The 12,403-nt window shown below is 51.1% G+C and carries 8 protein-coding genes; 4 read left to right on the plus strand and 4 right to left on the minus strand.

The window, feature by feature from the left end:
* The first annotated feature begins 630 nt into the window (after window positions 1-630).
* The 3 genes from KXR87_RS18360 (at window position 631) to KXR87_RS18370 (ending at window position 5,060) form a co-directional block, all read left to right on the plus strand.
* Window positions 631-1,104, plus strand: coding sequence for a hypothetical protein (locus KXR87_RS18360; RefSeq protein ID WP_437433646.1), 474 nt, complete (start codon window positions 631-633; stop codon window positions 1,102-1,104).
* A gap of 1,008 nt (window positions 1,105-2,112) precedes the next feature.
* Window positions 2,113-2,697 carry a hypothetical protein gene (locus tag KXR87_RS18365; protein ID WP_437433647.1) on the plus strand — a complete coding sequence of 195 codons (585 nt, stop codon included), beginning with the start codon at window positions 2,113-2,115 and terminating at the stop codon, window positions 2,695-2,697.
* Between the two features lie 1,772 nt (window positions 2,698-4,469).
* The gene (locus tag KXR87_RS18370) at window positions 4,470-5,060 is read left to right on the plus strand and encodes an imm11 family protein (RefSeq protein WP_437433648.1); all 591 of its coding nucleotides are present in this window, start codon (window positions 4,470-4,472) and stop codon (window positions 5,058-5,060) included.
* Between the two features lie 915 nt (window positions 5,061-5,975).
* On the opposite strand, the gene KXR87_RS18375 is transcribed toward KXR87_RS18370, so the two are convergent.
* The 4 genes from KXR87_RS18375 to KXR87_RS18390 are packed head-to-tail and all read right to left on the minus strand — an operon-like array spanning window position 5,976 to window position 10,742.
* Entirely contained in the window at window positions 5,976-7,487 is a 1,512-nt protein-coding gene (locus KXR87_RS18375; protein WP_437433649.1) for an FGGY family carbohydrate kinase, read from the minus strand.
* 30 nt (window positions 7,488-7,517) lie between these two features.
* On the minus strand, window positions 7,518-8,936 hold the full coding sequence (locus tag KXR87_RS18380) for an L-fucose/L-arabinose isomerase family protein (RefSeq protein WP_437433650.1): 1,419 nt from the start codon (window positions 8,934-8,936) through the stop codon (window positions 7,518-7,520).
* A gap of 35 nt (window positions 8,937-8,971) precedes the next feature.
* Window positions 8,972-9,919, minus strand: a complete 948-nt coding sequence (locus tag KXR87_RS18385) for a transketolase family protein (protein WP_437433651.1) — start codon at window positions 9,917-9,919, stop codon at window positions 8,972-8,974.
* Window positions 9,912-10,742 carry a transketolase gene (locus KXR87_RS18390; protein ID WP_437433652.1) on the minus strand — a complete coding sequence of 277 codons (831 nt, stop codon included), beginning with the start codon at window positions 10,740-10,742 and terminating at the stop codon, window positions 9,912-9,914. Before KXR87_RS18390 ends, KXR87_RS18385 begins: the two co-directional genes overlap by 8 nt.
* Window positions 10,743-11,059: 317 nt before the next feature.
* Between KXR87_RS18390 and KXR87_RS18395 the strand changes: the two genes are divergently transcribed.
* Entirely contained in the window at window positions 11,060-12,010 is a 951-nt protein-coding gene (locus KXR87_RS18395) for a sugar-binding transcriptional regulator (RefSeq protein WP_437433653.1), read from the plus strand.
* Window positions 12,011-12,403 lie beyond the last annotated feature (393 nt).

Raw genomic sequence — 12,403 nt, forward strand, 5'->3', positions numbered from 1 at the left:
GAGCTCGTTAAAAGGCGCTATCGTCTCCTGCGGCATTACCCTATAGCCGATACGCATAGCAGGCATAATCAGTTCTACTGAGCGTAACGCTATGAATCACGGGGTCATCACCAGTTAAGGGCGTCAGCATCAAGGCGCTCGTCGTGATGGCCACACTGCCGGATGATTATCGCTGAGGATATGCTCGGCCATTACGTGCAGTCGCGTTCTGCAGCTCCCCCCTTCCGTCATTGCTGCTGTATCAAGCCGTTCATCTATATTGATTATGGCCGTGGTCAATCGCATACGAGGTCTCGCAAAGTTAACCACCCGGCACCCATCCGCCTTATGACTATCAGGAGAACAACATGCCAAAAGTAAAGCCTGGAAAGGGCCTCTGGTCGTATCGGCAGTAGTCGCTATGCTTAGTACTCAAGGTGTGCAAACCTGAATTTACATTCTGCTGATAAAGTAAAACGTGTACTGGCTGCAAAAATCCTTGTGGGATTGCAAGGTACGACTCAGCGCTCCAGGGAAAGCCTGTAAAAAGACGTACGCGTGTAAAGGCGTTGATTAAAGAGATTGATGCTGGTTTACACCCCAATAAAGCTTAAAGAATTAAAAAACCTTTATTCATTCGGGAGATAACGCATGAAAATAACCAGTTTTGTTTATTCCGCCTTGATTGGTATTGTCGCCAGTTGCCGTTCCATGACGCCGATGGCGGCCATCGCTGCAGCACGCATTGCCAGGCGCGACACAACAGGCCGTCTTTTGCTGCTGGACCGTCCGTTATTCAAATACGGCGCGTTAGCGATGGGTATAGGTGAGCTATTTGGTGACAAGATGAAGTCAGCGCCAGACCGCACCGTATTTTTGGGCTTGTCAGCACGCGTGGCCAGTGCAGGGATTGCGGGGGCCGCGTTGGCACCTGGCGGAAAAGAAAAAACCGGTGCAGCGATAGCTGTCTCTGCCGCTGTACCACTCGCATATGCAACGCTTGCGGCACGCAAAAAAGCCATAGCAGGGATAGGGCAAACCAGGAGTGGCCTGATTGAAGATACGCTCATTGTTGCTATCGGAGCAGCAGTGGTCTTCTTCGCAACGCGCCCAAAAAGGTTTTAAACACGCTCAGTCCTCAAAGGATGATGGCGCCAGGTAATCATAAAGGAACAAATGATTGCTTTGGGCTCGAAGCGGACCAGCTAACTCAGTCGTGGTCCGCTATGCGCCAGAAGCGGACATTACTAACATCAGGTTAAGTTGATGCGCGAAGAGCAGAGTATCATTTTTACTGGCAGCACTCGGCTGCCAGTATGTTTTTAACCAGATAACCTAAGGTTATTACCTTAACTCTGGCGGCTGAGAGCAAGCGGAAAGGATAAGCCTGCGCATCCTGCTTATAAAGGGGCAGTCTTTACAAACGAGAAATACGCCAGGTTAAGCCAGTTTTTTGCGCGGGCATAATGGGCTGCTCATCAACATTAGGCCGTCATTGCAATCTATTGACACTCTTTTTGCTTTATCATTATTTTTCATCATAGCTGGCGTGAAAATTTCAAGCTTACCGGTTATTTGATAGCGTTATTTTCCTCATAAAAGCCTGCGGGTCAGTATGCCGACTGTGATACAGGTTTGCACTACACATTGTTGCGCTATTACAACCCGCAGGCGGGACGTTTAATTGTCCAGGAGCCGCCAGATTTGGCTGGCGGATGAAATCTGTATCAGTAAGCGTCTTCTCCACCAGGGCGGAGTGATGCGTGTAGCCTGACACTTACAATGCTTGAGAAAATGGTCAGGGAAGCGCGCAGCTTGCTTGAGGAATATGCCCAGGGACCTAAAACCGCCGCTATAAGTGTTGACAGGAGCGGGAGCTAACATCTTGCATGCAGCGAGCGTGTTGTTCCTTCAGTACAGCGTGTATGGGCAAAAGAAATAATGTGAATACTATCAGCGGTGACGGACATGCCGAGGAAACTATAATGAATAATCTTTGCAAGATTAAGCATATCGACGCATCAGGGCGGGTCTGCCTTGATAGCGAGGGAATCATGCATGAAAATGGCACGACGACAGATATGCCAAAATCAGGAAAACACAGCCGTAACAGGCTTATAGGGAGTCCTTAAAATGATCCTTGATAAATACATCCCTCAATATATCTCCGTACTGAAAGGGTTTTCAGAAAGAGAAAAGATACTTGTCGCGCTCTGTAACCTTCAGAGGCACGAAGTTTGTGTAGAAAAATTCGATAAAATTTACAATGAAAACCTATCGAATGATTTCAGAGCCAGCCTGGACAGACTGGTCAATTACCTTTCTGGTGCGCACCTTGATCTGGAAAGTTTAAAAAAAATAGCAATGTGCGGGCCAGACAGTGACGATTATCAACAAATTGAGGGCAGTATTGCTCAAAATGCATTCGGTGCATTGTACTTCTTATGTAATTACATTACTTCTAAAAATGACATGGATTTACTCCAGTCTATTGATAAGTCCTTTGAGAGCATGGATGTTCTTAATTATGACAAGGGCACCCCAGAAGAAGAGGAGCAATATTTCAATGACGAAGGCCGAAACCTGGGGTTACTTATTGAAAAGATAAGGAAAAGCCCTTCAGAAACCCATGAAGATATAAAAAACCTTATGGTGTTTGCACAGGCGAAAAGCATAAGCATCCAGACTGTTCTTTCTACTGGTTTGCGGTCATGTTAATTTGTGAGGGGATATTTTTTTGAAGGCTGCTTCAGCAGCAGATTTTAATATGAGGTTAGAAAAAACTTCGATGATAAAACCAAAGGTGTGAGGAAGCGGGAAAAGAAACTCATACCTGAGGTAAAATTATTTTTTTGCCATGTATATGAAATAAATCGGTTCGTATATGAGGAAATATCAGCTCGATGGGTTTGATGATATTGCAGTAGATATTTCCGGCCTTACTTTTCCCGCCTTTGAGAACATTCTTTTTCACTACCTCTTTATCTTCAGCCTGAACTCATTGCGCGCTTCCTGAAGAACCTCAGGTCAAACCTGCGATAGTGTGCAGGTTCCGTCCGAAACGCCACGCCGTTATATCACGGTGTGCATGAACAGCAGCCGGGCCAGGTTGCCGCCCTAATCCAGATAGAAGAATCTGCCGGGCATGAGTCTGAAGGGGGCCTGGCTGTAATAACGTCATCGCAGCTTGCGAAGCAACCACGGTGAACGTGTAAGTTGCTCTGAGAAAACATATCACGTAATGCTGATTGAGTGGTCAGGTTCACTAGTCAGGATGGTCTGCGCTTTACTGACAATACGAATCAACTTATTTCTTTCTAATACCTTGATGAGTTTGGTGATCCCTTTACCACGCCGTAAACCCTGATCGGTGCCCTGATTTTTTGGGGCGATATAGTTGTTCGGTCCGTCCACAGAACACAGAACACAAAAAATAGAACCTAAGGTTCGCGAAATGACTAAGAAAGCTGGCTTTTCGCTCCGGACAAATCCTGTCAGCCATCGCCAAATCCCGTGGCAGTATTCATAGACCGGAGCGATGAAATTAACGTACATGCCAGAGGGCGTTGAGTTATGGCATTGGCAAAGGACTTTCATGGGGCGTCAGTGGCATGGCAAACGAGTGGAACGATGGCTGGGATACTAAGTTTAATGCTGGCCGGAGACGGTTTGCTGAAGTGAAGGGAGAAAAGATATGACGCCTGTTTATTTTCCAGGCATCGTTGGCGATATCGATGGTAGTTCGGACTCTGAGCTCAGCGGGAAGTATGAAGGACACAAATCATTTCAGGGAGATCGCGAAAAATGAGAAAGCAAAATCTATTTCTGCATCTGGTTGTTTTTATCGCATTAAGTATTGTGTCTGTTTTTTTGACAGCAATGGCTTTATACGTAACTGCTGAGTTATTACTCTTCTTCTTAAAGGGGAAACCTATTCATTTCACAATGGATAATATCTTACTGCTCTGCAAGATAAGCCTTAGTGTCGGAGGCTTTGTCGGGAGCGGAATGTGGTTAGGTCGGGTATTGAACTTAAAAGGATTTTAAGTTGTTGTTGGGATTAATGGTCCTGGTCTGCCGAAAGGAGTGGATGACATGGGTTAATCCCAACAGTCTCCTGCTGGTAGTATGCTACAGGACGGGGCTTCACGGATGAGCTGGCGGCAGCGCTGGTTAAAAAATCACTGGGCCAGATACCCGAAGCGCGGGAGGCATTTTGAGATGGGGATGATTGCAAGGGCACACTATTTTAGTGTCCTTGTGAGCGCAGTAACGTATGAGGGCGAAATGCCGCCGCAGAGCGCTGTAAAAATATTATCCTTTAGCTGTAACCCCTGTTCGTTTTCTTCTGGGTGCGTAATGTGCTTCCCAGTCCGCACCGGCTCCCGAACAGGGCAAACCGGATGTGGCAGTCGTCGAGAGTCACGCCGTCGGTTTTTCTATCGCAGATTAATTACGTTAAACCGCGCCTGTTGAAAGGAGGTGAAAAAATGAATTATATAATCTCAGCAGAAGAAAATACATATAACTTGGTTGACTATCTCCATGATGTATCTACAGATTACTCGTTATTTAATGAAGGTCTCAGCCTTGATGGTCTTGATCATACATTAAAATATAAAGCCAGGAATAAAGCCAGTTTTAATAAAATAAAAAATTGCCACATGCTTTCTTCAACAGGGCCAGAGTTGGTTAGCCGACAACTCAGGTCTATTCTCGAACGTGAAACAGCAACGGAAGTTGAGTTTTTTGATGCTCAAATAATGTTTGGGAACGATATTTTAGATGGTTTTAGTGTGATAAATCCTATAGTAAAGATAGATTGTTGTGACATGAATAAAAGCGAATATGAGCTGACAAACTTCGACCCAAATCATCCTAACTATCTGTTTTTATATGCAGTAATATTAGAAGATAGAGCTGATGAGTATAATATTATCAGATGCAATGAATGGCATAATTTAATCGTGATTAGTGAAAAAATAAAGTCGGCGATCTTAAAGGCTGAATTGAAGGGTATCAAATTCTATCGCGCAATTGATCTGACGTATGAAAACAGAACCATATGTGAGATAAGTTAAATATATTATGAGTTTAATTCACTGAGAAAAAATAAAATTAAGTATAGTTTTATTGTTAATGGCCGGGTAAGGCTTCCCACCGGCTCTTTATTGGTAAACCCTTATTCACCACATAAAATATCTCTCTGAAAGTGAAATTTTCACTTTCATAATAACTTCCACGGCTCCAATGCTATGGGGACTGGATGTAACAAGACAATCAGCGTAACCAGCAGAAAGAAATGCAGTTCTGTGTTTTGCCGCAACGGCTGAAGGGTACGTTTTGAGAAAACAACAAACCAGGCAGAAAAATTCACCGCATACAACAGCGAAAACAGACCGGCAACCGCTTCAATCGCTGAGCTGTTCCAGTAACGTAGCGTTGCAAGGCAGTCTTCTCAGCTTAAAAGACCAATGTTGTGCAACTTTATATACGAAAATCTCTGAAGGCTTTTTAAACTCAAAAAAATTTGAATGTTGATAATGGCGCGATGACCTCGTTGCGTTAGTTCTGTTCAGCTTTGGATGACCACTCCTGACACAGAGCGAACATTCGGTTCCCACCATTCTGTCCAAAACCATTGAGTCCCGCCTTGCGGCGCAATTCCTGCCATGTGCGCAATCTCTCACATTATTCTTCACCCGCAGAGCGCCGACAGTGAGGGTATGCCTGGCAATCGGGACGATTAAGTTTCCGGCTGCGTTCACGCACGCTTAATTTTCATGGTGACGATCGTCATAATGGGTATGACAGCAACGGGTTTCACGCGGTTGGTTCGCGGCTCGCTCAGGAGGGGATTTACACCAGCGGATACAGCGTGTAAGGCTGTTCCTGTTTACGCAATGAAAGATGGCAGATAACGGCGTTGCTGATTTTTTGCGGAGAGCCACCCCCGCAATTTGTCTTCTCAGGCTTGCGCCTTCCCCCCAAGCGTTTCAGCTCGCCTGCGTTTTTTGCGTGCGGGCAAGCTGCACCGCGCATTGCCATTCGTGCCAGCGCTGTTGCAGCCGACCGTGGCGAGCGGTATCCGGGGTAAAGGTGACATGCTCAGGCAGATACTGGCGCAACTGTTCGGTATCCACCTTTAATAACGCCTTACGCGCCAGCAGAGCAGCCCCCATTGCCGAGAGTTCCGGCACGTCGCTGCGCATGACCGGGCAGCCGAGCAGGTCGGCCTGGTACTGCATCAGCCAGTCGTTTTTGGTGGGGCCACCGTCAACCATGAGCGCCTTCAGAGCGAAATCGCCGTGCTGGCGCATAGCCACCACCACATCCGCAATCTGATAAGTAATAGACTCCAGCGCGGCCCGCACCAGATGGGCGCGTTTAACGCCGCGACTTAAGCCATGAATCAGCCCACGCGCATTTTCATCCCACCAGGGGGCACCAAGCCCGGTCAGCGCTGGCACAAAGTAGACGCCGAGCGTGGAGTCCACCGAGGCCGGTAGCGTATTCAGCGCCTGAGCGAGTTCAGCTTCCGGCAGTTCACTCAGGCCCGTGCTTTCCACCATCCACGCTACCGCATCACCGGTATGTGGAATATTGCCCTCCAGCCCGAAGACCAGGCTGTCGCCGTCGTGCCAGGCCACGGTGGTGGCAAGGGATTTCACCTCGCACTGTGCCGAGGTTACGGGGGCCATCACCGAAGAACCCGTACCATAGGTGGCTTTGACACAGCCCGCCGCACCCAGACCGTGAGCAAACAGGGCGGCATGTGAATCACCTGTCATCGCCATTACCGGTATCCCGTCCGGGATGCCTTCAAGCCCTTTGGTGTGACCAAAAAGTCCGCTGGAGGGGCGGATCTCTGGCAGCGCCTGGCGCGGGATCTGGAACAGCGCCAGCATTTCGGCATCCCAGTCAGCGGTGCTGAGGCTCAGCAACTGGGTGCGCGACGCATTGGAATAATCACAGCAAAACGCCTCGCCGCCTGTCAGGTTCCACAGCAGCCAGCTGTCGATGGTGCCAAGGCAAATTTCGCCCTGTTGAGCCAGCAGATTGCCGTGCGGGACAGATTCCAGCAGCCAGCGCATTTTGGACGCTGAAAAGAGCGGGGCGACCGGCAGGCCGGTCACCGCTTTAATCCTGTCCTCTTTTCCCTCAACACGCAGTGCGTGGCAAAAATCCGCCGTGCGCGAACACTGCCAGCTTATCGCCGGGCCTAAAGGCTGGCTGCTCGCCCGATACCAGCCCATCGCGGTTTCCCGCTGGTTACTGATGGCCAGTGCGGCAACATGTTCTGCCCCTACGCGTTCCACCACCTGGCGAATCACCGCCAGCGAGGCCGCCAGCAGCGTTTCGCCCGACTGCTCCACCCAACCTTCGCGCGGCGTCTGGATGGTTAACGCACGGGAGGCTTTCGCCACCACATGCCCGCTTGCATCCAGCGCCACGGCTTTGGCGTTGGTAGTGCCTTCATCCAGCGCGATAACAATCTCTTTCGACATGACCTTTCTCCCTGAGCCCAAACCTGCGCATTACCGGTGCAGGTAGGTGTCAACGTTGAGATAACGGGTAAAGGCTTCGTGCAGAACCTGTCCGCTGGCAGCATGGTTCATGGCGACGTGGTGCTCAAAACCATTGCGGCAAATAAAGGAGAGCAACTCTTCCAGACGAGGAACCTGGATAACGGCGCGGCAGCCGACGGTGTCGAGCGGATCGTTCACCGACTGACCTTCGCCAACGTAGGCCTTAATTTCGCCCGTCAGATCGTCGGTGCTCAGACGGAAATAGGTGAGGGAGCCTGCTTTCAGGCGACCATGTACGGCCCCGCAGGTGTTCTCTTTGCCGACGGTAGTACCGATGATATCGGCAGTGCCCATGTGCGGGGACTCCAGACTGGCCGAGGCGAAGTTGCCGCAGTGAAAGAGCACGCATTTGTCGCGATCGTCGCCGAAGTTGTTGTTCCAGTCAGCAATCGAGGCCGGGCTCATGTTGGCACTGGCCAGCGCATACATCGACAGCGCACCCATCACGTCCACTTCGCAGGCGGACGGCATCAGCTGACCGGACATCACGCTCATAATAGAGCAGACGTTAATGCCGAGGTTTTCCTGCAATGACGTCCAGCACTGAATAGCAGTGGTATCGATATCGTTGGCGGTGACCCATTCGCTGATGACCACAAACAGTTTTGCCATGGTGACCAGTTTTTCCGCCGGGATGCGGCTGGCGTCGGCGTTATCCAGCAGCAGACGCCGTTTTTCATCCACGCGGATGTCATCGTCACGCAGGGTTTTTATGCGGGTGAAGACTTCCGAAAGATCGAGTGTCTCCACGGCAATGCCTAAACGCTCCAGCAGTTTTTCACTGTAACGCACGGTGTTAAAGCCCGCCGGACGTGCGCCAATCGCACCGACACGCACGCCGCGCATGCTGCTTACCACACGGCAAACTTGCTCGAAGCGCTTGAGGTCCTGCTCAAAGATCTCACCGTTGACCGCGCAGACGTGCTGGGTCGTCAGGGTAAAAGGAATGCCGTACTGACGCAGGTTGTTGCACAGGGAGATTTTGCCGCAGAAGCTGTCGCGACGGGTCGCCAGCCCCATTTTGTCGAGATTATCCTCTTCAGCCTGGACCAGTACCGGCACGTTCAGACCAGAAAGACGCAGGGTTTCCGCAATGGCTTTCTCGTCGCCAAAGTTAGGCAGCAGCACCACCACGCCGTGGATTTCATCGCGATGTGCACGGAACAGCTCGGCGCACACTTTTGCATCCTGACGCGTCTCCACGCCCCCCAGTTCCGTTTGCGTCTCATCCAGCATAATGGTGTTGATGCCCAGACGGTCGAAGAGGGCGACAGCGTGCTCACGGGCTTCTGCCACCAGGTAGCTTGGGAAGAACCCACGGTTGCCGATAATAACCGCCATTGTCAGTTTTTGAGGAATTCGGGACATTGCAATACTCTCCAGTAAGATGTGCTTTATTGTTTTTATTGCCGGTTCAGTAAGATCTGCCGGGCATGTTTTACGACGCCAGCCGCATCAATTTCATGACGGGCGCGGGTCGAGGCGCGATCGGCGGCGATGGCATACTGTCCATCCTGAATGCCCAGTCGACGCAACGGGAGTGCGCACCCTGCTTCAGCCAGCACTTCTGCCACCAGGCTACCCACACCGCCATTCACGTTGTGCTCTTCAACGCTCACCACGGCTTTGCAGGTTTTCAGCGCGTCCAGCAGTTGTGATGTATTGCAGGGGCGAATAGACGGTACACTGATAACACTGGCCTCAATACCCTGTGCTGACAGTTGTGTGGCGGCCTCGACAATTTCATGCACCGTTGAACCCATCGCGACCAGCGCAACATCCTGACCCTGCCGCAGTACGTCAATCTGGCCTGGCGCAAAGCGGTAATGTTCGTCATGGAGTTCCGGCAGGGCTTTACCATCCAGACGGATGTAAACCGGACCCACGTGCGCCAGGGCGTAATCAATGATCTGGCGGCACTCGACCGGGCAGGAGGGGGCGTAAATTTCGATATTGCCAAAGCCGCGCAGCACGGCGATATCGTCAATGCTGTGGTGGGTACTGGCGAGCGGGCCGTAGCTGGCTCCCGCATTCAGGCCAAACAGCTTCACGTTGGTGTTGTTGTAGCAAATATCGACCTTGATCTGCTCGTTGGCGCGGGAGATCAAAAACGGTGCGGCGTTACAGGTTACCGCCACTTTGCCACCAATCGCGAGGCCAGCGGCTGCGCCGACCAGGGTCTGCTCCGCGATACCCACGTTCACCAGGCGACCGGGAAACTTCTTCATAAAGGGGGCGATTTTAGCCGTTGAGGTCGAATCTGCTACCACCGGTATCAGATCCACGCCATTTTCGACCGCATCGATAAACGCATTCACCATCACGGTGGCGAGGTGTTCGCTGTTACTCATCTTTCAGTTCCTCCAGCGCCAGTTCAACTTCTTCGCCTTTCGGCACGCGGTGGTGCCACTCGGGACGTCCCTGAATGAAGGAGACGCCCGCGCCTTTGGTGGTATGGGCAATCACCACGTGCGGTTTACCGCCAGGCTGCAACCCTTCCAGCGTCGCCACCACGTCAGCCATGTCGTTACCCTTACATTCGGTCACCTGCATACCGAAGGCGCGCCATTTCTCATCCAGCGGATCGGTGTTCATGATCTCTTTGGTTGAACCAGCCAGCTGTAAATTGTTCTTGTCATTGATAATAATCAGGTTATCAAGCTGATAATGGGCGGCGACCAGCGCGGCTTCCCAGTTACTGCCTTCAGCCAGTTCACCGTCACCGGTAATGGCAAAGACGCGACGCGTGCTGTTGCTGCGTTTTGCGGCCAGCGCAATGCCCACCGCGACAGGCAGACCGTGGCCCAGCGCCCCGGTGTTCAGTTCAATGCCGGGGGTTTTATGCTTCACCGGGTGGCCCGGCAGGTGTGAGTCGGCATGTTGATAGGTAGAGAGCCAGTCGACGGGGATGAACCCGGCTTCTGCCAGTACGCAGTAGTAGCCGCCGACCGCATGACCTTTTGACTGGATATAAATGTCACGCTCGTCGCTGTCTGCCGTGTCCGGCGAGCAGTTCAGAATGCGGAAATAGAGGGCGGTCAGGAGTTCCACCTGCGACAAATCAGCACCCGTGTGCCCACCAGCCGGGCTTTCAGCGTTCAGCACAATAATGCGCCGACGAACCGCGCGTGCTTTTTTTTCAAGCTCTTCTACAGAGAGCGAAAACGGATTCATAGTCCACCTCTTGAATGTATAATCTGTATTGAATAAATATTCAATCAGGGTGAAAAAGTGCGCCTGCAAGGGACACTGCATCAGTTATCGCAAGGTCTTAAGACAGGTTTTAATGCACTCGGAATAAATATTCACTACTGATTTATTATTCATGGTTAAAGATATGCCCAGAAAGAGGCTTTGTCTACGCCTGGTCAGCGCAAATTTGAGAGAAAGGAGAAAACGATCACATTTGGATCCTGCACGAACCTCAGCCGTGGCTTGTTATCTATTCGGCTATGAATAAAAATGACGAGAGTAGGATTAAGGGGAAATCTATGTCGAAGCAGGATGAGCAGCGTCTGCTGGTGAAAATCGCGACGCTTTACTACAACGAGAACAAAAAACAGTCCGAGATTGCCTCTCTGATGAATTTGTCTCAGTCATTTGTCTCACGCGCGCTGACCCGCTGTCAAAAAGAGGGGCTGGTAAAAATCACCGTGGTGCAGCCCACCAATATTTTTGTCTCGCTGGAAAAAGCGATTGAACAGCAGTATGGCATCCGCCAGGCGATTGTGGTGGACGTGGGTGAGAATCCCACCAGTAGCCAGATTAAACACGCTATCGGCAGCGCAGCAGCTCACTATGTTGAAACCCGCGTGCGCCCGGAGGATCTGGTCGGCATCTCTGCCTGGAGTAGCACCATTCGCTGCATGGTCGATGAAATGCATCCGCAGAACATCCGTGCTGCGGGGGTGATACAACTTCTCGGCGGAGTGGGACCAAACGGCAATGTGCAGGCCACCATCCTCACTCAACAGCTTTCTGCTCATCTGGGCTGCCCGGCCTGGCTATTGCCGTCACAAAGCATCGAACACTCGGTGGAAGAACGCACACGTCTGGTCAACAGCCCCGATGTGGCTGCGGTGGTGGCGAAATTTGCTGAGGTGGACGTGGCGATTGTCGGCATCGGGGAACTGGAACCGTCGCAGTTACTGAAAAACTCCGGCAACTACTACAACGAAGACATGCTGCAGCTGCTTTCAGAGCGTGGCGCGGTAGGGGATATTTGCCTTCACTACTACGACGCAGCCGGTAAGCCGGTGCTCAGTCATGAAGAAGATCCGGTTATTGGCATGGAGCTGGAGCAAATTCGCGCCTGTAAACAGGTGATTGCGCTGGCAGGCGGGGCCGATAAGCAGAATGCCATTCGCGGTGCCCTGCAGGGTAATTACATTGACGTGCTGATAACAGACTACCCGACGGCGCGCAGTCTGGTGAAAAGCTAACGTAACGCTGAGTACCACAACGGCATGCCGGATAAGCGAGGGGCTATCCGGCATGATGCGTGACGAGGCAGATAAAGTGTAATTAAACAAGACGGAAACTCTCGCGAAACTCCCTTTACTCTCCCCACAACGGTCTCCTTCCGGTCATTCTCTTTCTGGAAATAACGGTTTTTTCAAAAACATTCCGACACCAATTTGCTGTTGCCACCCATCATCCATCACCAGCCCCCCGGCGGGATTTTGCTAAAATCCCGGTAAATAATTTCCCTTCCATCGATACCTGCGCCTGTACGCTCTCCCGCCAGATTCACCCTATTTCACGGACCATAATCTGTTTCCGCGAAATACATAACCACAGGGAGAGGGGCGTGAAAAACGGATGGCTTTTGCTGG

Source organism: Yokenella regensburgei (genome assembly GCF_051486985.1).
Classification (GTDB): domain Bacteria; phylum Pseudomonadota; class Gammaproteobacteria; order Enterobacterales; family Enterobacteriaceae; genus CBFFRJ01.